Here is a 21,044-nt window from a genome sequence, read left to right as displayed (position 1 = left end):
CGACCGGCCATTCCGCCAACGTGAGAGGCAGCGCATGCGTGTGGAACAACAGGTGTTTCGAGGGGTGCCGACGTCGGTCGACCTGGGCTTTCTGGCCGGGGGCTGGGCGCAACTGATCCTGGTGTTCGCCTCGCCCGGGTGGCTGCAAGCCTTGCAAGCGCCGCTGGCGCAGGCCGCACCGGCGGCGGTGCGCATGGGCTGCTGCACCGCGGGCGAGATTTCCAGCCGCGGCGTGAGCGACGACACCGCCGTGGTCACCGCCGTGAGCTTTGACCGCGTGCAGGTGCGCGCCGCCGTCACGCGCCTGGCCGGCATGGCCGACGCGCAGGCCGCGGGCGAGCGCCTGGCCCAGGGCCTGCCGGCCGACGGGCTGCGCGCGGTGCTGCTGCTGTCGCAAGGCGTGGGCATCAACGGCAGCGCGCTGCTGCAGGGCATGAAGGGCGTGCTGGGCGGTGTGCCGATTGCCGGCGGCCTGGCGGGGGATGTGAGCTTCCAGGCCACCTGGGTGCTGACGCCCGAAGGCCTGTCACAAGACCAGCTGGTGGCCGTGGGCCTGTACGGCGACGCGCTGCAGTTCGACTTCGGCTGCTACGGCGGCTGGACGCCCTTCGGCCCGGCCCGCAAGGTGACCCGCTCCGAGCACAACGTGCTGTACGAACTGGACGGAGAACCGGCGTTGGAGATCTACAAGCGCTACCTGGGCAGCCACGCGCAGGGCCTGCCGGGCTCAGGCCTGCTGTTCCCCTTCGCGATGCTGGGCGAGGACGACCAGGAGGTGGGCCTGGTGCGCACCATCCTGGGCGTGAACGAGGCCGAGGGCAGCGTGACCCTGGCCGGCGACATCGACCCCGACGGCTACCTGCGCCTGATGCACGCCAGCACCGACGCGCTGGTGGACGGTGCCGGCACCGCAGCGCAACAGTCGGCCACGCCGCGCTCAGGCCCGGGCCTGGCGCTGCTGGTGAGCTGCGTGGGCCGCAAGCTGGTGATGGGCGACCGGGTGGACGAAGAAGTGGAAGCCGTGGCCGACGTGTTCGGCCCCGGCGTCACGCTCACCGGGTTCTATTCCAACGGCGAGGTCAGCCCGGCCGGCACGCTGCTGGACTGCAAGCTGCACAACCAGACCATGACCATCGCACGGCTGCACGAAGCCTGAGCCCGCCCCTGCCGCCATGCACAAACTGCTGATCCGCCAGCTGCGCCGGGCCTGGGGCCTGCAAGAGGCCGAGGTGGGGCCGCGCCTGGCGGAGCTCACCGCGCTGAAAGCCGGCGATGCCCTCAGCCCCGAGCAGGCGGCGGCACTGCAAGGGCTGGGCCTGCTGCTGGAGCGCATCGACGGCGCGTACGACAACTACGACCGCGACCTGGACCTCAAGACCCGCAGCCTGGAGCTCAGCTCCGCCGAAACCACCGACAGCAACAAGCGCTTGCGCGCCGAGCTGCTGAGCCGCAACCGGGCCATCGACGCGCTGCGCGCGACCGTGGACACCCTGATGGCCGAGACCGGCGACGCCCGGCTGCCCGCGCAGGACGACAGCCTGGAATCGCTCTCGCACCGCGTGGCCGACCTGTTCCGCCAGCGCGAGCAAGGCCGCCGCGAACTGCAGGCCGCGCTGGCCGAACTCGCCAACCAGAAGTTCGCGCTGGACCAGCACGCCATCGTCAGCATCACCACGGTGGGCGGCGAGATCACCTACGTCAACGACAGCTTCATCAAGATCAGCGGCTACAGCCGCGAAGAGCTGGTGGGCCAGAACCACCGGCTCATCAACTCCGGCGTGCAGAACCGCGCGTTCTTCGCCAACCTCTGGCAAACCATTCGTGCCGGCCGGGTGTGGCACGGCGAGATTTGCAACCGCGCCCGCGCCGGCCACCTGTACTGGGTGCAGGCCACCATCGTGCCGCTCAAAGACGAGCACGGCGTGCCGGTTCAATACATCGCCATCCGCACCGACATCACCGCGCGCAAGGCGCTGGAGGCCTCCATCCAGCAGGCCGAGGCGCGGCTGCGGCGCATCACCAACGCGGTACCGGGCGCCGTGTACCAGGTGGAGGTGTCGCCAGAGACGCTGACCTTCCGCTTCACCTTCGTCAGCGAGACGGTGCGGCATCTGATGGGCCTGCAGCCCGAGCACGTGCTGAGCGACACCGACGCGATGCTGGACCTGATCCTGCCGGAGGACCGCAGCCGCGCCGCGGTGGCCATGCACGACGCCATGCGCCAGCGCATCGCCTGGCGCGGCGAGTTCCGCATCCGCCGGCCGGATGGCGCCACGCTCTGGATCAGCAGCGAAGCCCACCCCGACGCCCACCTCACACCGCGCGGCCACATCGTCTACACCGGCATCTGGCAGGACGTGACCCAGGCCCATGCGGTGGCGCAGGAGCTGCGCAGCGCCAAGGAGGCCGCCGAGTCCGCCAACCGGGCCAAGTCGGAATTCCTGGCCAACATGAGCCATGAAATCCGCACGCCCATGAACGGCATCATGGGCATGACCGAGCTGGCGCTGGACACCCCCCTGGACGACGAGCAGCGCGGCTACCTGGAGGTGGTGAAGTCGTCGTCCGAGTCGCTGATGCGGGTCATCAACGACATCCTGGACTTCTCCAAGGTCGAGGCCGGCAAGCTGCAGATCGAGGCCCTGCCCTTCAGCGTCGAAGCCACGGTGGACGCCGCGATCAAGTCACTCGTCGGCGCTGCCACGCTCAAGGGCCTGACCCTGACGCACAACATCGCACCCGACCTGCACGGCTGGGTGGTGGGCGACGCTGGGCGGCTGCGCCAGGTGCTTTTGAACCTGCTGGGCAACGCCATCAAGTTCACCGAGCGCGGCGAGATCGTCACCACCGTGCGCATCGAAGACGCCTCGCCCGAACGCTACGAGTTGCGCTTCAGCGTGCGCGACAGCGGCATCGGCATCCCGGCCCACCTGCTGCACACCATCTTCGACGCCTTCACGCAGGAAGACAGTTCCATCACCCGCCGCTACGGCGGCACCGGGCTGGGGCTGACCATCTCGGCCCGGCTGGTGCAGGCCATGGGCGGGCGCATCTGGGTGGACAGCGAGGTGGGCCGCGGCAGCGAATTCCATGTGCAGCTGCCCCTGGCCCGCGTGGCCGCTCCGCAGGCCCCTGAGGCCCCCGCCGGCACCACCGCAGACGAGGCTGGCGACGCCGCCGCGATGGATGTGCTGCTGGTGGAGGACCACCCGGTCAACCAACGCCTGGCCATGAACCTGCTGACCCGGCGCGGCCACCGCGTGGTGCTGGCCGGCGACGGCGAGGAAGCCCTGGCGCAGCTGCTGGCGCGGCGCTTCGACCTCGTCTTCATGGACATGATGATGCCGGTGCTGGATGGGCTGGAGGCCACCCGGCGCTTCCGCGCGATGGAGCAAGGGCCGCGCACCCCCATCATCGCCATGACCGCCAACGCCCTGCCCGCCGACCGCCAGCGCTGCCTGGACGCAGGCATGGACGACTACCTCGCCAAACCCCTCGTGGTGGCCGAGTTCGAGCGCGTGCTGGCCCGCCATGCCCCGCGCAGCGCGCCCGCGCCTGCTGGCCGAGCCGAGGCCGCACCGGCACCGGGCTACGACGCCACCCAGGGCCTGGCCCGCGCCGACGCCACGGTCGTGGCCATCATTGCGCCGGTGTTCCTGAAGCAGTGGCCGCTGGACGCCGAACGGCTGGCCACCGCCGTGGCCCAGCGCGACTGGGAGGGCATGACCTACGTGTGCCACACCCTGAAATCGACGCTGCGCATGTTCGGCGCCGAGCCCGTGGCCCTGGCGGCCGAGCGGCTGGAAGCCAGCGCCCGCCAGCGCCAGGCCGAGCGCGTGGACGCCCTGCATGCCCAGATCCTGCGCGCCATGCCAGGCCTGCTGGACGCCCTCACCCGTGTGGAGACCACCCTGCCATGAGCCGACAACGCGTGCAGGTCATCGACGACAACGCCATCAACCTGGCGCTGTTCCAGGCCCTGCTGGGCAAGCTGCCCGACTGCGACGCGGTGGTGTTTGCCGACGCCCACGCCGGCCTGGCCTGGGCGCAGGCGCAGCGGCCGGACCTGATCGTGCTCGACTACATGATGCCGGGGCTGGACGGCGTGCAACTGCTGCAGGCCCTGCGCCAGACCCCCGGCTGCGAAGACCTGCCGGTGCTGATGATCACGGCCGACGCCGACAAGGACACCCGCTACCGCGCGCTGGACGCCGGCGCCACCGATTTCCTCACCAAGCCGGTGGACCGGGTCGAGTTCTCGGCCCGGGCGCGCAACCTGCTGGCCTTGTCACGCGCGCGCCGCGCGCTGCTGCACCACGCTGACCGGCTGGCCGCCGAGGTGCGCGAGGCCACCGCTGAACTGCGGCTGCGCGAGCTGGAAACCGTGCTGCGGCTGTCGCGCGCGGCGGAGTTCCGCGACCCCGAGACCGGCGCCCACATCCTGCGCATGGCGCACTACGCCCAGCTGATCGGCCGCCACCTCGGCCTGAACGGCGACGACCTGGACCTGCTGCTGCACGCCGCGCCGCTGCACGACATCGGCAAGGTCGGCATCCCGGACCACATCCTGCTCAAGCCCGGCAAGCTCACGCCCGAAGAGTTCGAGGTGATGAAGCAGCACGCCCGGCACGGCTACGACATCCTGAAAGACAGCAGCTCGGCCTACCTGCGCGCCGGGGCCGACATCGCCCACGGCCACCACGAGAAGTTCGACGGCAGCGGCTACCCGCAGGGCCTGGCGGGCGAGGCGATTCCACTGTTCAGCCGCATCGTGGCGGTGGCCGACGTGTTCGACGCGCTGACCTCGCAGCGCCCCTACAAGCCGGCCTGGCCGCTGGACCGCGCGCAGGCGTTCATCCGCGAGGCCTCGGGCCAGCACTTCGACCCGGCTTGCGTGGACGCCTTCCTGGGCGACTGGCCCGGCGTGCTCGCCATCCGCGAGCGCTTTGCCGACGACGACGCCGCGCTGGCGCCGCAGCTGGCCGGGCTGCTGGGCAAGGTTTGAGTTCGGCCGGAGCGCCGCTCAGGCGCGCGGCATGATCACCGCGTTCAGCACCTGCTGGCGCAGGTCGCGCAGCAGCGCCAGCCCGCGGTCGTGCACCACCAGGTCACCGGCCTGGCGCTGGTCGCCATACAGCATGCCCACCACCTGTTGGCCCGTAGTCATCAAGGGCAGCACGAGGAAGGTGCCGGCCTTGACCCGCTCCGGGTACCAGCCCGGCAGGCGCTTGGCGATGACGGGGTCCGCCACGTCGCGGATCAGCGTGTCGGCATTCTTGGCGCACAGCAGGCCGAACAGGCAGCTCGGCGGCGCCAGCGGAATCTCGAAGAAAGGTGCCAGCACCACGGCCTTGTCGCCCACGCCCATGCTGCCGCGCAGGCCGGCGGCGCTGGGGTCGGTGAGGCACACCACGGCGCGCTGCAGGTCCAGCGACTTCATCAGCAGCTTCAACGCCGCGTCCAGCACGTCTTGCAGCGGGGCCGAGCGCCGGTTCATGCGACGCAGGTGCTCGATGGCGTCCGCCAGGTTGTCCGCCAGGTTCTGGCGGTACTCGCGCGAGTTGGGGTCCAGCTTCTTGGCCGCAGCCTTGGCCGGCACCTCGCCGGGGGCCAGCAGCGTCACGCCCAGGGCCTTGAGCAGCTCCAGCCACGCAGCAAAGGTCTGCTCCACCGCCTCGGCCAGGGTCTCGGGGTTCAGGCCCAGCTGCTCCGCATGGCGCTCGGCAAAGGCACGCACCACCGGGCCGCGGGCCTCGGCCTGCTCTTCCAGCGTGCCCACGCGCGGCACCTGCATCAGCTCGCCGGCAAAGCTGTTGACCGCGGTGCACAGCACGCGGGCGTAGTCGTCGCCTTCCAGCGGGTCTTCGGGCGACTCGGGGTGCAGGCTGCGCATGGTGCCCAGCAGGTTGGCCGGCCAGCCCCAGCCGCGCGCCACGTCGTGGCCGATCTCTTCGACCGTCACCCCCCAGTTGGCGCGGGCCAGCTTGTCGCGCGCGCGGTGGCGCTGCGGCGACTCCTTGGGCAGGTCCTGCATGTCCAGCTTGTCTTCGATGACCTGGGCGTCGTCCTGGAAGTGCAGGCCGGCCAGCAGGTCCCCCAGCCGCTGGAACAGCGCCGAGAGGTAAATGGTGTCGCCGTGCCGGCGGCTGTGGCAGAAATCTTGCGCCAGCAAAGCCGCCAGCTGCGAGCGGGCGAACTCCTGCTGCATGCGCAGGCCGTCGGCGGTCTTGGGCAGGGTCTCGAACAGGCGCAGCGAACTGGCCAGCATGCCCACCTTCTGAAAGCCCAGCAGCTGCACGGCGCGCGCCATGCTGGTGATCTCGCCGCCGCCCACCGAGCGGTAAAAGGCCGCATTCACCAGCCGCAACAGCTTGGCGAGCATGGCCGGGTCGTCGTGGATCAGGTCGGTCAGCGCCCGCACGTGCGAGCGCTCGGAGCGGCTGATCTGCTGCAGGTTCAGCATCGAGGCCTTCACGGCCGCGAAGTCGGGCTGGGCATCGATGCTTTGCATCACACGGGTCAGGCGCTGCTGGCGCATCGCCTCTTCGCGCGCCTCGGCCTCGTCCTGCGCGGCAGCGCTGGGCGGTGGCGGGGGCGGCGGCGGTGGGGCCGGCGCTGGAGCCGGTGTGACCTTGGACGCGCTGACGCCCGTGCCGTTTTCCCCGTCGGCGCGGCGTGTTTCCTCGTGCTGCATCGATCTGCATCCCTGCGCCGGCGGGGGCGCATCTCTCGTTTTTGTGGAGCGCCGGCAGGCTAGCACGCAAGCCCCCACACCCGCCATGGATTCAGCGGGGCGGGGGTGGCGGATCGGGCAACTTCGCACGGCTGGCTGCCGTGAGGGGCGCCACGAACGGGCCGACTCACCGAACAGCTGCACTCATCGCAGCACCCCACACCCGATGCAAACAAGAACCTCACGCGGCAAGCGCGAGGTGCTTCGACACGCGGGTCAGCGGGTCAGGCTTGGCGCTTGCGGCGCACGGCGGCAGCGCCAAGAGCCGCGGCGCCCAGAAGGGCCAGGCTGCCCGGCTCGGGCAGGTTGTTGAGCGGAGCCGCTGGAACGCTGCTGTCGTTGAACTGGATGTTGTCGAAGAAGACGTCACCCGCAACACCACCCGAGCCTTGAAAGTCCTCGAACATCAGGTGCACCGAATTGCCGATGGTGGACTTGAAGGTCAGGCTGTAGTGGTGCCACGCACCGTCATCGATGAGGTTGATGACGGGCACGCCGTTGGCCATCTGGTAGCCATCCAGGGTCCCGGCGATCCAGTCGTGGAAGCCCGGGTTGCCTTGGCTGATGCCGAAGAAGCCGCCCAGGTCACCGGCCACGCTGCCCGGCTGCGCAAGGCCCAGGTAGTCGAAGCTGACCGTGAACATGCCATTGGTGGTCTGGATGGTGTCAGCGCTGAACAGGCTGCCGGCGCTGTACATCATGTTGAAGCCGAGCACGTGGTTGGCCGCATTGAGCGGGTCCACCACGATGGCGGACTGAACCGGGCCGCCGACGGAGACGCTGCGGTCAACCCACTTCGACAACGTGCCCTCGAAATTTTCAGAGATGGCCGAGACGTTCGCCGCAGCCAATTGACTGGCGGTCAGCAGAGAGGAGGCCAGGGCGAGGCCGAAGAGATTCAGGCGCATGTGTAAGTGTTGGTGTATCGGATGGCCGACCGAAGATCCGGGCGGGCGGGCGGTGCCACAAGCAAAGGATGGGCCAGCGGCCGAAAGAGCCGATCAACAAAAGCGATGGATGGCCTTGATAGACTCCGGCGGAGCGCCGCTGTAAAAAATCTCGACGCGGCATTGCGCCCCTTGGCCCCGGGGGTCCAGGTGGACGTCATGCGCGCCGGCGCAATCGCTGTGTGCCGCCGCTGCAGCGGTCACCCCGCCATGCAAGGTCAGCCCAGGTGCTGGCCGAAGAAACGCAGCGTGCGGTCCCAGGCCTGGGTGGCCCAGGTGGCGTCGTATTGCGTCTGCGGCAGGCGGTGTGGGCCTTGCGCGGTTTCGTTGGCGAAGGCGTGGTGCGCCAGGTAGCGGTGGCCCTCGTAGCGCACGCCCGCGTCGGCGAACTTGGCTTCCAGCGCGTCCACGCCGTCGATCTTGAAGAACTCGTCCTGCGTGGCCCAGTGGGCCTGCACGGGCATGGCCACTCGGCTGGCGTCCACGTACTCCAGCGGCGGCATGCCGTACCAAACCACGGCGGCCGCGGCCTCGGGCGTCATCGTGGCCGCCAGCACGGTCAGCGCACCGCCCATGCAGTAGCCGGTGATGCCCACCTTGCCGCTGCCCAGCTTCAGGCCTTGCAGGTACTGCACCGCGCCGCGCACGTCTTGCGAGGCGGCCTGGCCGAAGTCCAGGCCCGTCATCAGGTGGTGGGCCTCCTCCGCCTCCACGGTGCTTTGGCAGCGGTACAGGTCGGGCACCAGGGCCGTGAAGCCAGCGCGGGCGAAACGGTCGGCCACGCCGCGGATCTGGTCGTTCAGGCCCCACCACTCCTGGATGACCACCACCGCCCCCACCGGCCGATCGGCCTCGGCCAGATAGCCCGGCACGCTGACACCGTCGGGACGTGCGAAGTGGATGTTTTGCGCCATGGTTGCTCCTTGGGTTGCAGATTCAGCCGCGAATGCTGCCGCATCTGCCGGGGGGTTTCCCGCCCAGGGGACAATGCGGGCTCGCCATGAAGATCGAACACATCGTTTCCACCCGCCTGCCCACGCCCTACGGCGAGTTCACCATCCACGGTTTCCGGGAGGGTGACAGCGGGCAGGAGCACGTCGTGCTGAGCATGGGCGACCTGGCCGGCGACGAGCCGCCGGTGGTGCGCGTGCACTCCGAGTGCGTGACGGGTGAGGTGTTCGGCTCGCTGCGCTGCGACTGCCGGCCGCAGCTGGAAAGCGCCATGAAGCGCATCGCCGCCCTCGGGCGCGGCGCCATCATCTACATGCGCGGCCACGAGGGCCGGGGCATCGGCCTGGTGCAAAAGCTGCGCGCCTATGCCGAGCAAGACGCCGGCCGCGACACCATCGAGGCCAACGCGGTGCTGGGCCTGCCCATCGACGCCCGTCGCTACGACGCCGCTGCCTGCATGCTGCGCGCGCTGGGCGTGCACCGCATCCGGCTGCTGACGAACAACCCGCTCAAGATGGCCGCGCTGGCCGAGTTCGGCATCGAGGTGGTGGAGCGCGAAGCCTCCCTCACCCCGCTGGGGCCGGACAACGAGAAGTACCTGCGCACCAAGGCCGAGTCCATGGGCCACCACGACCTGGGGCATCTGTTCGAGTGAGCCTCACGCGCCGCCGCTGTGTTGCTCGCGGTACGCCGTCGGGCTCAGCCCATGCCGGCGCCGAAAGCGCAGCGTGAAATAGAACGGGTTGGCAAAGCCCACCATCTCGGCCACCTCGGCCACGGGCTGGCCGGTGGCGCGCAGGTAATGCGCGGCCATTTCCAGGCGGCGGTCTTCCATGTAGACCTGGGGCGAGCGGCCGGTGCCGCGGCGGAACAGCAGGCAGAACTGCGAGCGCGACAGGCCGGCGAACTCGGCGAGCTGATCGACATTCACCGGCGCGGCCAGGTCGCAATGGAAGCGCTCCAGCACGCGCTCGATGCGCGGGTCCACCGGGTTGGCGCCGCCCGGGCTGGCCTCGGCGCCGGCCACGCGCAGCAGGAAGGCTTCCAGCAGCGCCTCGACGATGGCCTCACGCTGGGGCAGGTCGGGTTCGGTCAGGTTGAAGCGGTGCGCGGCCTCCAGCTGCGAGGCCAGCTCCACGCGCAGCGACACATCGGCCACCGCATGCGCCTGCCAGCGGCGGGCCGGGTCAAACCAGGGCAGGCAGCCGTCCAGCCGGGGCGTCGTCCGAAAATGTAGCCAGTAGAACTCCCAACCCGTTTGCGGGTCCGGAATGCGGTAGGAGCGCGGGTGCGTGGGCGCCAGCAGCAGCAGCTCGCCGACGCTGGTGGTCACCATCTCCTGAGGGAAGCGCACCTCGCCTTTCCCTCGGAGCGTGAAGTAACCGTTCCAGTGCGCGAGGTTGCCCTCCACCCACTGACGCGGCTCCGCGCGGCTGTTGAAGTAGCCGGTCATGGGCATCATGGGTCCGGTCGATCCGATCACGCCGCGCATCGGCCGATGTTATAGGCGGATCGCCCGTGCGGCGATTCACGCCCCCCGGGCCCGGAACCTAGAGTCGCCGCCGGTCAGAACACCACAACGATTCAGGAGACATCCCCATGGCCCGACTCTCGCCGCTGGCTGCGGCCGCCTGCGCCTGCTTGCTCACCGCCACCACGGCGGGTGCCGACACCGTCACGCAACGCGCCAACGCGCTGATCGCCCGCATGACGTTGGAGGAAAAAATCGGCCAGCTCACGCAGCTGGGCGCCGAGGTGCCGGGCCCGAACAAGGAGACGCCGGACGAGCTCATCCGCGCCGGCAAGGCAGGTTCGGTGCTGTGGACCATCGACTCCGACCTGATCGCCCGGCTGCAGCGCGTGGCGGTGAAGGAAAGCCGCCTGGGCATCCCGCTGCTGTTCGGCTACGACGTGATCCACGGCTACAAGAACGTGTTCCCGGTGCCGCTGGGCCTGGCCGCCTCGTGGGACCCGGCGCTGGTGGAGCGCTCGCAAGCCATCGCCGCCAAAGAGTCGTCGGTGGCCGGCATCAACTGGACCTTCACGCCCATGGTGGACATCGCCCGCGATGCCCGCTGGGGCCGCATCGTGGAAGGCGCGGGCGAGGACACCTTCCTGGGCGTGGCCATGGCCCGCGCCCAGGTGCGCGGCCTGCAGGGCCCGGCGCTCGGCACGCCCGAGCGCGTGCTGACCAGCGTGAAGCACTTCGCCGCCTACGGCGCGGCCGACGGCGGGCGCGACTACGACTCGGTCTTCGTGCCCGAGGTGACGCTGCGCAACGTGTACTTCCCGCCCTTCCAGGCGGCCATCGACGCGGGTGCGGGCACGGTGATGTCGGCCTACATGACGCTCAACGACGTGCCGGCCTCGGGCAACGCCTGGCTGCTGCGCAACGTGCTGCGCCGGGAGATGGGCTTCAAGGGCTTCGTCATCAGCGACGCGTTCGCGGTGCAGTCGCTGGAGAACCACGGCTTTGCGGCCGACAACGCCGACGCCGCCGCGCGCGGCCTGCAGGCCGGCGTGACCATGGACATGGCCAGCAACAGCTACATGCGCCAGCTGCCGGCGCTGGTGAAGGCCGGCAAGCTGCCGATGCGGGTGGTGGACGACGCGGTGCGTGAGGTGCTGACGGTGAAGCTGCGCATGGGTCTGTTCGAACAACCCTACGGTGCGCCGGAGCGCAAGGCCGCCGTGTTCAACGACCCCGCCCACCGCGCCGCCACGCGCGAGGCCGCGCAGCGCTCGCTGGTGCTGCTGCGCAACGAGGGCCGGGCGCTGCCGCTGGCGGCGTCGCTCAAGCGCATTGCCGTCATCGGCCCGCTGGGCGACAGCGGCGAAGACATCCTCGGCTCCTGGACGGTGGAGAAAACCACCGGCGTGACGGTGCTCGAAGGCATCAAGGCCCGCTGGCCGCAGGCCGAGGTGACGTTCGCACGCGGTGGCGACATGCAGCGCGCCTATCCGCTGCCCTGGGATGCCGATCAAGGCAAGGCGGCCCCGGCGCTGATGTCCGCTGCCGAGCAGCAGGCCGAACTGGCCAAAGCCGTGGCGACCGCGCGCCAGGCCGAAGCCGTGGTGATGGTGCTGGGCGAGCGCGCCAACATGAGCGGCGAGGCGGCGTCCGTCGCGTCGCTGGCGCTGCAGGGCAACCAGCAGGCGCTGCTGGAGGCGGTGGTGGCCACGGGCAAACCGGTGGTGCTGGTGCTGCTGAACGGCCGGCCGCTGGACATCGCCTGGGCCAGCACGCACGTGCCGGCCATCGTGGAGGCCTGGTTCCCGGGCAGCGAGGGCGGCCACGCGGTGGCCGACGTGCTCAGCGGCGCGGTGAACCCGGGCGGCAAGCTGCCGGTGAGCTGGCCGCGCAGCACCGGCCACGTGCCGGCCTACTACAACCACAACCGCACGCATGCCGACGAGACCGGCCGCAACTTCACCTCGCGCTATTCGACCGATGCGCCCTCTTCGCCGCTGTACCCCTTCGGCCACGGCCTGAGCTACACGAGCTTCACGTACAGCGGCCTCACGCTGGACCGCACCACGGCCAAGGCCGGCGCGCCGGTGAAGGTGAGCGTTACGGTGCGCAACACCGGCGCGGTGGCGGGCGACGAGGTGGTGCAGCTCTACACCCACCAGCGCTCGGGCAGCGCCGCGCGGCCGCAGCGGGAGTTGAAGGGCTTCCAGCGCGTGCACCTGGCGCCCGGCGCCGAGCAGACGGTGAGCTTCACCCTGGGCCGCGACGAGCTGAAGTTCTGGAGCCCCGTCACGAAAGCCTGGGGCGTGGAGCCCGCCCGCTTCGACGTGTGGGTGGGCGGCAGCTCCGCGGCCACCGCGCACACCGAGTTCCAGCTGACGCGCTGATCAGGGCTGACGCGCATCGCGGCGCGTCAGCGCCCCCACGCGCTAACACGCAGGGCCGTCGGGCTCGCGCGGGCCAAAGCACTTCGAGTGCTGGCGGCGCACCGTTCGGCGGGACCCCTCGAAGCGCTCAGGCGGCCGCACACTTCGTGACGGTGTCCCAGGTGCGCGTCGTGATGTCCTGGCCGAAGGTCTTCTCCAGCAGCTGCATGAAGGCCGGGCCCCGCTTCTCGTCGGGCACGTAGACGGACAACACCTCGCTGCCCACGCGCTTGAAGATGTAGGCATCGGGCACGCCGATCGGCAGCAGGACCTCGGACACGGCCCCGGGGTTGCGCAGAAAGGTCACGACGCGCTTGGCCTCGGTCGGCAGCTCCAACTCGGCAAACGGATCGGACTGGATGAGCTGCCGCAACTGCGTGCTGAGCCGCACGACGGCAGGGAAGCTGCGCCCCATGCCGTCCTTCATGGCCTTCTCCACGCGCTTCTGCAGCACCGCGGGCGGCAGCGTCCGTGCCACCGTGAAGGCCACATTGCCGCTGCTCAGCAGCGTCTTCACGTCGGCCAGGCCGGCGGCTTCCAGGCTGCGCTTGAGCTCGGACATGCTGCAGTTCATCGGGCTCACGCCTCGGAGCATGGCGACGTAACGGGGCATGGTTCGCGTCCTCGATCGAAAAGGCCGAACGCTAACCCATCGCCACCTCGGCCAGCGCGGCGCGCGTCACCTCGTCCGTTGGGAACAGGTGCTCCACCTTCAGCGACGCCAGCGTGATGTCCAGCGGCGTGCCGAAACTGGTGAGGGTGGAGAAGAAGCTCAACACGCGCCCGTCCGCCGCGCGCAGGCGGAAAGCCAGCACGGGCAGCAGGCTGCAGGTCTCGCTGCCCGCCCAGGGCGCCAACGTCGGCCGCAGCTCATCCAACAATGTGCGCAGCCGGGGCAGGTGCTCGGCTTCTCGGCTGGCGCGGGCCCACATCTCATTGCACAGCCAGGCTTCGTCCACGCACAGCGTGCGCAGGCCGCCCGGCGCAAACACGGCACGCAGCAGGTTCAGCGGTTGGGCCAGGAGGGCCTCGGCCGGCAGGCCCAGCAGCGTGAGCAGCCGCGCCAGGCCCGCGTTGGCCATGACGACGTTGTACTCACCGTCCAACACCAGCGCGGGTGCAGCGCCGTTGGCGTGGATGAGCTGCGCCAAGGCCGCACGCACTGGCGCCATTTCCGGATCGTCCAGCGAACGCTCGGTGTGGGCCGGTGCGTAGCCGGCGGCCAACAGCGCCTGGTTGCGCTCCTCCAGCGAGGCACCCAGCCCGTCCAGCAACGTGAGCAGCGTCTCGCGGCCCACGCCGGAGCGGCCTGTCTCGATGCAGCTGAGGTGGCGTTGCGAGACGCCGGTTCGCAGCGACAGCTCCAGCTGGCTGACGCGACGCGACTTGCGCAGGGTGGCGAGGAGGGCCGTCATGTGGCGCATTCTGAGGCGCAGCCGGCCGTGAGGCGATGACCTCCCAGGTCATTGCGGCCCTGCGGCAGCCCCCGCAGCATGACGGCACCCCAACCTCAAGGAGATCGTCATGCGACCCGTCCTCTTCCTCGTTTTGGCCGCCTTCGGTGCGTTCTCGCTGTACGCCATGTGGGAGGTCGGCTACCTCGGCATCTGGCAGGCGGGCATGGCCAACCTGGGTGCCTGGCAACTGCTGGTCGACTTCGTCATCACGTCCTTGCTCTTGCTGGGCTTTCTCGCGCGGGACGCCCAGGCCACAGGCCGCCGCGTCTGGCCCTACGCGATGATCACCCTGGCCGCTGGCTCGTTCGGGCCGTTGCTGTACCTGCTGCTGACGCCTGCGGCCCAGGGCGCGCAGCCCCTACGGGAAGTCGCGGCCTGAGCCCAGGCCCGCGCGAACGCCCAGCGAGCGACCCGATGCGGGGCCGCTGCCCCAGAGCGCACCGCGCAAGCTGCGAGCAAGCCCAGGGACAGCGGGCCTTCATGTGCGGGCCGGGCCAGCCCCGTAGGCTGCCGGCTTCTGCTCGCAGGGCCCCATGTCTGACCGTCGCTACTTCACCCGCTCCGCCGTCGAGGCCAGCGTCAACCGCTGGGACTGGGCGCTGCTGCCGCTTGTGCTGGCGGTCCTGGTGCTGCTGGCCATGGCGGCGGCCCAGATGGCGCGCCCCTTCCACCTGGGCGAGGCGCTGCCGCTGAGCCTGGACCCGACCCAGCTCCCGTACTACCTGCTGCGCACCACGCTGCGCATGTTCATCGCGCTGGCGGCGTCGGTGGTGTTTGCGTGCGTGTTCGCGGTGCTGGCCGCCAAGGTGCGCGCCGCCGAGAAGGTGCTGGTGCCGCTGCTGGACATCCTGCAGTCCATCCCCATCCTGGGCTTCCAGGCGATCGCGGTGGCGCCCTTCATCGCGCTCTTCCCGGGCAACCTGTTCGGCGTGGAACTGGCAGCCCTGTTCGCCATCTTCACCAGCCAGGCCTGGAACATGGCCTTCAGCCTCTACCAGTCCCTCCGCACGGTGCCGGGCGAGTTGCAGGAGGCCGCGCGCATCTTCCAGCTGTCGGGCTGGCAGCGCTTTTGGCGGCTGGAACTGCCGTTCGCCATGCCGGGCCTGCTGTGGAACATGATGATGAGCATGAGCGGCGGCTGGTTCTTCGTCGTCGCATCCGAAGCCATCTCGGTCGCGGGGCAGGACATCAAGCTGCCCGGCGTGGGCTCCTACATCGCGGTGGCCATCGAGGCGCGTGACCTCGGCGCCATCGGCTGGGCCATCCTGGGCATGCTGATCGGCATCCTGCTGTACGACCAGCTCTTCTTCCGCCCGCTGCTGGCCTGGGCCGACAAGTTCCGCTTCGAGGCCACGGGCAGCGAGAACGCGCCGCAGTCGTGGCTGCTGACCTGGCTGCGCCGCACCGCGCTGCTGCAGCGCCTGGGCGCGTGGCCGGGCCGCTGGATCACGGCCAGCTTCGCGTCGTTCAAGAAGCGCCACGACGGCCGCTCCATCCACGCCCGACCGCAGGCCCCCAACCCGCTGTGGGCCCGCGCCTGGGACGCCTTCATCGCTGCGCTGGTGCTGTTTGCCGTCTGGCGCCTGGTGAGCTTCATCCACACCGAAGTGGGCTGGGGCGAAGCCGCGCATGTGTTCCAGCTGGGCTTCTACACGCTGATGCGCGTGCTGGTGCTGATCGCCGTGGCCTCCGTCATCTGGGTGCCCATCGGGGTGTGGATCGGCCTGAACCCCCGCATCGCCGGGCGCGTGCAGGCGGTGGCGCAGTTCCTGGCGGCGTTTCCGTCCAACCTGGTGTTTCCGGTGGCGGTGCTGTTCATCGTGAAGTTCAAGCTGAACCCGGACGTCTGGCTGTCGCCGCTGATCATCCTGGGCACGCAGTGGTACCTGCTGTTCAACGTGGTGGCTGGGGCCGCCACCATCCCGACCGAGTTGCGTCTGGCCGCGCAGAACCTCGGGCTGAAGGGCTGGTTGGCCTGGAAGCGCTACCTGCTGCCGGCCATCTTCCCCAGCTTCGTCACCGGCGCCATCACCGCCAGCGGGGGCTCCTGGAACGCCAGCATCGTGGCCGAGTACGTGACCTGGGGCGACACCCACCTGCAGGCCGCGGGCCTGGGCAGCTACATCCAGCAGATGACCACCGCCGGCGACTTCCCGCGCATCGCGTTGGGCATCGGCGTCATGTGCGTGTTCGTCATGGCGCTCAACCACTGGGTCTGGCGACGCCTGTACCGCATCGCCGAGGAAAGGATGCATTTCTGAATCACTGCCAGCCCCTCGCCCAGTCCCGCCCTGCTGAACGCGGGCAGGCCCGGTCGGTCCCCCGTGGGGACGGCGATGCTGGCCGGTTCGACCGGCAAGCCCATCGCCACAACGGGCCGGCTTGGGAGCGGCCCGGCGCCCGGCCCGTCAAACACAAGGATCAACGTACATGAAGGCACTCATCGAACTGAAGGGGGTCGCCAAGGGCTTCAAGTCGGCCGACGGTCATCTGCGCTCGGTGCTGGAAGGCGTGGACTTCCAGCTCGCCAAGGGCGAAATCGTGGCGTTGCTGGGCCAGAGCGGCTCGGGCAAGAGCACGCTGCTGCGCATCATGGCCGGGCTGATTCCGGCCGATGCCGGCGACGTGCACTACGGCGGCCAGCCGCTGTTCGGGCCGGCGCAAGGCATCGCCATGGTGTTCCAAAGCTTCGCGCTGTTCCCGTGGCTCACGGTGCAGCAGAACGTGGAGCTGGGCCTGGAAGCCGCCGGCATGCCTGCGGCCGACCGGGCCGAGCGGGCCGAGGCGGCCATTGAACTGATCGGCCTGGCCGGCTTCGAGGGTGCGCTGCCGCGCGAGTTGTCGGGCGGCATGCGCCAGCGCGTGGGCATCGCCCGGGCCCTGGTCATGGAGCCCGACGTGCTGCTGATGGACGAAGCGTTTTCAGCCCTGGACGTGCTGACCGGCGAACGGCTGCGCAACGAAATCCTGGAGCTGTGGGACGGCGGCCAGATGCCCACGCAGGCCATGCTGGTGGTGTCGCACAACATCGAAGAGGCCGTGATGATGGCCGACCGCGTGTTGATCTTCTCCAGCAACCCCGGCCGCGTGCGCGCCGAGCTGCCCATCACGCTGCCGCGCCCGCGCCGCGCCGACAGCCCCGAGGTGCGGCTGCTGATCGACGAGGTCTACCGCCTCATGACCAGCGCCACCACGCTGCCCGGCGCGGCCGAGGAGACGGCCAAGCCGCACCTGGGCGACCGCCTGCCCGAGGCCGAAGTGGGCCGCATGGAAAGCCTGCTGGAACTGCTGGCCGACGACCCCTTCCAGGGCCGCGCCGACCTGCCGCAGCTGGTGGAGGAGAGCGAGCTCACCGACGAGGAAGTGCTGCCCCTGGCCGACGCGCTCAACCGCCTGGGCCTGGCCCAGCTCAGCGGCGGCGACTTGCTGATGACGGCCCTGGGCCGCAAGTACGTGGAAGGCACGCACGAGTTCCGCCGCCAGGTGTTCGGCCAGCAGCTGCTGGAACACGTGCCGCTGGCGGCGTACATCCGCCACAGCCTGGAGCAGGAGACCGACGGCGAGCTCAAGGAAGAGCCCTTCCTGCAACTGCTGTCGGCCCACATGGACCACACCGAGGCCGAGCGCGTGCTGCGCGTGGCCATCGAATGGGCCCGTTACGGCGAGGTGTTCGAGTACGACTTCCACACCGGCGTCATCCACCTGCCGGAAGCCGACGAAGACTGAGCGCCCATCCCGGGCGCGTCAGCGGGCCTGGCCCGCCAATCGGACCTGGGGGTCAAGCCAGCAGGTGCGCCACCCCGGCGCGGGCATACACCGCGCGCACCACCTCGGTCACCGGCAGGGCGGAGTCGGGCTCGGTGCTGCGCACCAGGCCGCCACGCTCCACGATCTGCTGCAGCTCCTGGGCCCGAGCCGACTCTTCGGCACGGGCGCGGCCGGGGTCGGCAAATGCATCCAGCAGAGGAAAGGCCTGGGCCCACCAGGGCGCGGGATACCAGGTGTCGTCCGCCGCCTGAACCCAATACCGCGGTGCGAATTCGAGGTCTTGAACCATTTGCGTCTCCCCCTTGAGCTGGCACAGCAGAGTTGCTGTGTGTCGATCATTTTTTCGGGGTTAGGCGGGTTCGGGTGGTCAAAACTCCGCGGCGATGAAGGTGAACAACACCGGCGCCACCCCCCGTAACTCCGGGGTAACCCGCAGGGAAGGCCTCACTTGGCGGCGGCTTTCTCGCGGTCTTGCAGGGTGCGCCACATCACTTTGCCGGCGCCGCTTTTGGGCAGGCTGTCCACGAACTCGATGAGCGCCGGCACCTTGTAGGCCGCCATGTTCGCGCGGCACCACTCGCGCAACTCGGCCTCGGTCAGCGATTCATGGCCCGCACGCCGCACCACCACGGCCTTCACCGTCTCGCCGCGGTAGGCGTCGGGCGCCGAAATGATGCAGGCCTCGGCCAGCCCCGGGTGGGCGTGCATGAGGTTCTCCACCTCGCTGGGCCAGACCTTGAAGCCGCTCGCATTGATCATGCGCTTGAGGCGGTCGGTCATGAAGAAGTAGCCGTCGGCGTCCACGAAGCCGATGTCGCCGGTGCGGAAGAAGCGCTTGCCCTCGAACGCGATGAACGCGGCCTCGGTGGCGTCGGGCCGGCCCCAGTAGCCCTCGAACACCATGGGGCCGTGCACGATGATTTCGCCGGCCTCGCCCACGGGCAGCTCGCGCATCGTGTCGGGGTCCACCACGCGGGCATCGCAGCTCAGGTAGGGCACGCCCAGGCACTGCTGCTTCGGCGCGTCGTAGGGGTTGCTGTGGCTGGGCGCGGCGGTTTCGGTCAGGCCGTAGCCTTCCATGTAACGCAGGCCGTAGCGCTGCCACAGCCGCTCGGCCACGGCTTGCGGCATGGCCGCACCGCCGCCGCCGATGGAGATCAGGCTGCTCAGGTCGAAGCGGTCCACCTGCGGGCTGGCCAGCAGGTCGATGACCATGGTGGGAATGTTGGTCCAGCGGGTGACGCGGTGGGTGGCGATGAGGTGGGCCGCGTACTCGCGCTGCCAGCGCGGCATCAGCACCAGCGCCGCACCGCAGGCCAGGGTGCCGTGCAGCACCACCACCATGCCGGTGATGTGGAACATGGGCACCACGCCCAGCACCACGTCCTCGTGGTTGGCGTTGGCCCACAGGCCGCCGGCAAAGATGTTGTGCTGCAGGCTGCGGTGCTTGTGCATGCAGCCCTTGGGGTGGCCGGTGGTGCCGCTGGTGTAGGGCAGCAGGGCCAGGTCGTCGGCGCCCACCTGGACCACCGGCGGTGTGGCGGTGCACGCCATGGCCTCGGCCCAGGGCGTGGCGCCAGCGGGCAGGGCGAGGTCGGCATTGAGCCAGTCGGCCCAGCCGGCGGGCAGCTCGGCGCCTTCCGCCCGACCGCCGGGCAGCACCTCGGCCAGGCGCGTGACGAGCAGGTTTGAGGCCGCCATGCCGGCGGCCAGCCACTCGGCGCTGAGGTCAACGCTGGTCACGGCGAACCCGGCGCCGCTGTCGGTGATGAGGTGCCGGATCTCGGCCGCGCGGCACATCGGGTTCACCGGCACCACCACGGCGCCCAGGCTCAGGATGGCGTAGTGCGCGATGACGAGCTGCGGGCAGTTCTGCAGGTCCACCAGCACGCGGTCGCCCTTGGCGATGCCGCGCCCATGCAGCCACGCGGTGAGGCGCTGCACCTGCGCCGCGAGTTCGGCATACGTGGTGGTGTGCCCCAGGAACACGAGCGCCGCCCGGTGCGGAAAGCGCCGCGCGTTGACGAGCAGGTTGTCGGTCAGCGCGGTGGCGGGCGGCTCGATGGCGTGCGGCACGCGGGCAGGCCAGAACTTGTGGTGGGCTCTCGTCGTCATCGGGGGTCTCCGGTCTACTTTTTCACCACCACCAGGTAGACGCCCAGCAGCGTCACGCCCATGCCGGCAATGGCTTGTGCGCCGAGTGTTTCACCGAACAACAACCACGCCATCACCGAGGTGACAGAGGGCACCAGATACATGGTGCTGCTGACCGCCGTGACCCGGCCGTGGCGCAGCATGTAGAACATCAGGCTGATGCCGCCGGCCGTCAGCACCAGCACGCTCCAGCCCATGGCGAAGATCACGTCGGCGTTCCAGACGATGCGCATGGGCTCCAGCCACCCCGCCAGCGGCAGCGTGCCGGCCAGCGCGGCGGTGAACTGCACCACCTGCCCGGTGCGCAGGTCGAACTGCGGCACGAAGCGCTTTTGGTAGAGCGTGCCCGCCGTGATGGCCAGCAGCGCCATCAGGCTCAGCAGCAAGGGCGGGCCGTAGCTGGCGCCCAGGTTGAGCTTGTGCCAGATCACCAGCACCACGCCCGCGAGGCCCAGCGCCACGCCCGCCCACTGCCGGGGCGACACGCGCTCGCCGATGAGCGGCGCGGCCGCGGCCACCAGCACCGGCTGCAGGTTCACGATCAGCGCCGCCGTGCCCGCCGGTAGCCCCTGGCGGATGGCCACCCACACGCCGCCCAGGTACAGCGCCTGGATGCCCAGGCCCGCCACGGCCAGGTGCAGCATCTGTCGCGGCGACGGCCACGGCGCGCGGGCCACCACGGCCAGCGACAGCATCAACGCCACCACGCCGGCATAGCGCCAGCTCAGGAAGGTCAGCGGGTCGGCATAGGGCGCGGCCAGCTTGGCGGCGATGTAGCCGGTGGCCCAGATGAAGATGAACAGCGGCGGCGCGAGGCGGTCAAGGGCGGTCATGGCCGCCCATCATGCCAAGGCGCGGCGGCTCAGTCGGGCGTGGCGGCGCCGGGCGGCAGCGGCGGGCGGCTGTTCGCGTCGATCAGTTCGCGCAGGCAGGGCAGGCACAGGCAGCCGCTGTAGCGCTCGGCCAGCTCGGCCCGCAGCCGCTCGGTCAGCCGGATGCCAAAGCAGGCGCAGTGGCCGGCCTGCATGCCGCATTCAAACGCGCCACCGCAGCGGGGGCAGCGGGCGTCGAGCATGGGGCCGTTCATGCGCGGCCGGCCGCGCGGCGGCCACGAAGGGGCAGGAGGGGGACGGACGG

18 protein-coding genes are annotated in these 21,044 nt (G+C 70.0%); 8 read left to right on the top strand and 10 right to left on the bottom strand.

The window, feature by feature from the left end; all coding sequences use genetic code 11:
* Positions 1–34 precede the first annotated feature (34 nt).
* The 3 genes from ACG01O_RS11345 to ACG01O_RS11335 are packed head-to-tail and all read left to right on the top strand — an operon-like array spanning position 35 to position 5,005.
* Positions 35–1,156 carry an FIST signal transduction protein gene (locus ACG01O_RS11345; RefSeq protein WP_394384581.1) on the top strand — a complete coding sequence of 374 codons (1,122 nt, stop codon included), beginning with the start codon at positions 35–37 and terminating at the stop codon, positions 1,154–1,156.
* A gap of 16 nt (positions 1,157–1,172) precedes the next feature.
* Positions 1,173–3,920, top strand: a complete 2,748-nt coding sequence (locus ACG01O_RS11340) for an ATP-binding protein (protein ID WP_394384579.1) — start codon at positions 1,173–1,175, stop codon at positions 3,918–3,920.
* Positions 3,917–5,005 carry an HD domain-containing phosphohydrolase gene (locus ACG01O_RS11335; protein ID WP_394384577.1) on the top strand — a complete coding sequence of 363 codons (1,089 nt, stop codon included), beginning with the start codon at positions 3,917–3,919 and terminating at the stop codon, positions 5,003–5,005. Before ACG01O_RS11340 ends, ACG01O_RS11335 begins: the two co-directional genes overlap by 4 nt.
* Positions 5,006–5,023: 18 nt before the next feature.
* Here the strand turns inward: ACG01O_RS11335 and ACG01O_RS11330 are convergent, their stop codons facing one another.
* The 3 genes from ACG01O_RS11330 to ACG01O_RS11320 form a co-directional block, all read right to left on the bottom strand.
* Positions 5,024–6,694: an HDOD domain-containing protein gene (locus ACG01O_RS11330; protein ID WP_394384575.1), complete on the bottom strand. Its 1,671-nt coding sequence runs from the start codon at positions 6,692–6,694 to the stop codon at positions 5,024–5,026.
* Between the two features lie 263 nt (positions 6,695–6,957).
* Positions 6,958–7,641: a PEP-CTERM sorting domain-containing protein gene (locus ACG01O_RS11325; protein WP_394384573.1), complete on the bottom strand. Its 684-nt coding sequence runs from the start codon at positions 7,639–7,641 to the stop codon at positions 6,958–6,960.
* A gap of 257 nt (positions 7,642–7,898) precedes the next feature.
* Entirely contained in the window at positions 7,899–8,594 is a 696-nt protein-coding gene (locus ACG01O_RS11320; protein ID WP_394384571.1) for a dienelactone hydrolase family protein, read from the bottom strand.
* 86 nt (positions 8,595–8,680) lie between these two features.
* Here ACG01O_RS11320 and ribA point away from each other — a divergent pair, with 86 nt between their 5' ends.
* A complete protein-coding gene (gene ribA, locus ACG01O_RS11315; RefSeq protein WP_394384570.1) occupies positions 8,681–9,286 on the top strand; it encodes a GTP cyclohydrolase II in 606 nt (201 codons plus the stop codon).
* A 3-nt stretch (positions 9,287–9,289) separates the two neighbouring features.
* Here ribA and ACG01O_RS11310 read toward each other — a convergent pair whose 3' ends face one another.
* Positions 9,290–10,093: a helix-turn-helix domain-containing protein gene (locus tag ACG01O_RS11310; protein WP_394384568.1), complete on the bottom strand. Its 804-nt coding sequence runs from the start codon at positions 10,091–10,093 to the stop codon at positions 9,290–9,292.
* A 137-nt stretch (positions 10,094–10,230) separates the two neighbouring features.
* Between ACG01O_RS11310 and bglX the strand changes: the two genes are divergently transcribed.
* Complete coding sequence (gene bglX, locus ACG01O_RS11305; RefSeq protein ID WP_394384566.1) at positions 10,231–12,489, top strand: beta-glucosidase BglX; 2,259 nt, start codon at positions 10,231–10,233, stop codon at positions 12,487–12,489.
* A 127-nt stretch (positions 12,490–12,616) separates the two neighbouring features.
* Here bglX and ACG01O_RS11300 read toward each other — a convergent pair whose 3' ends face one another.
* Entirely contained in the window at positions 12,617–13,141 is a 525-nt protein-coding gene (locus ACG01O_RS11300; RefSeq protein ID WP_394384564.1) for a DUF1697 domain-containing protein, read from the bottom strand.
* A gap of 31 nt (positions 13,142–13,172) precedes the next feature.
* The gene (locus ACG01O_RS11295) at positions 13,173–13,943 is read right to left on the bottom strand and encodes a helix-turn-helix domain-containing protein (protein WP_394384562.1); all 771 of its coding nucleotides are present in this window, start codon (positions 13,941–13,943) and stop codon (positions 13,173–13,175) included.
* A 109-nt stretch (positions 13,944–14,052) separates the two neighbouring features.
* Between ACG01O_RS11295 and ACG01O_RS11290 the strand changes: the two genes are divergently transcribed.
* The 3 genes from ACG01O_RS11290 (at position 14,053) to ACG01O_RS11280 (ending at position 17,711) form a co-directional block, all read left to right on the top strand.
* Positions 14,053–14,364: a DUF2834 domain-containing protein gene (locus tag ACG01O_RS11290; RefSeq protein WP_394384560.1), complete on the top strand. Its 312-nt coding sequence runs from the start codon at positions 14,053–14,055 to the stop codon at positions 14,362–14,364.
* Positions 14,365–14,518: 154 nt separating this feature from the next.
* Positions 14,519–16,246 carry an ABC transporter permease gene (locus tag ACG01O_RS11285; RefSeq protein ID WP_394384558.1) on the top strand — a complete coding sequence of 576 codons (1,728 nt, stop codon included), beginning with the start codon at positions 14,519–14,521 and terminating at the stop codon, positions 16,244–16,246.
* A gap of 169 nt (positions 16,247–16,415) precedes the next feature.
* On the top strand, positions 16,416–17,711 hold the full coding sequence (locus tag ACG01O_RS11280) for an ABC transporter ATP-binding protein (RefSeq protein WP_394384557.1): 1,296 nt from the start codon (positions 16,416–16,418) through the stop codon (positions 17,709–17,711).
* Positions 17,712–17,763: 52 nt separating this feature from the next.
* Here the strand turns inward: ACG01O_RS11280 and ACG01O_RS11275 are convergent, their stop codons facing one another.
* The 4 genes from ACG01O_RS11275 to ACG01O_RS11260 form a co-directional block, all read right to left on the bottom strand.
* Positions 17,764–18,042 carry a hypothetical protein gene (locus tag ACG01O_RS11275; protein ID WP_394384555.1) on the bottom strand — a complete coding sequence of 93 codons (279 nt, stop codon included), beginning with the start codon at positions 18,040–18,042 and terminating at the stop codon, positions 17,764–17,766.
* Positions 18,043–18,197: 155 nt separating this feature from the next.
* Entirely contained in the window at positions 18,198–19,868 is a 1,671-nt protein-coding gene (locus ACG01O_RS11270) for a long-chain-fatty-acid--CoA ligase (RefSeq protein WP_394384553.1), read from the bottom strand.
* A gap of 14 nt (positions 19,869–19,882) precedes the next feature.
* Complete coding sequence (locus ACG01O_RS11265; protein ID WP_394384551.1) at positions 19,883–20,740, bottom strand: DMT family transporter; 858 nt, start codon at positions 20,738–20,740, stop codon at positions 19,883–19,885.
* A gap of 29 nt (positions 20,741–20,769) precedes the next feature.
* Positions 20,770–20,982, bottom strand: coding sequence for a cysteine-rich CWC family protein (locus ACG01O_RS11260; protein ID WP_394384549.1), 213 nt, complete (start codon positions 20,980–20,982; stop codon positions 20,770–20,772).
* Positions 20,983–21,044 lie beyond the last annotated feature (62 nt).

This window comes from Pelomonas baiyunensis (genome assembly GCF_043555935.1).
GTDB lineage: Bacteria > Pseudomonadota > Gammaproteobacteria > Burkholderiales > Burkholderiaceae_C > Pelomonas > Pelomonas baiyunensis.
This window is presented reverse-complemented; position numbering and strand designations above follow the sequence as displayed.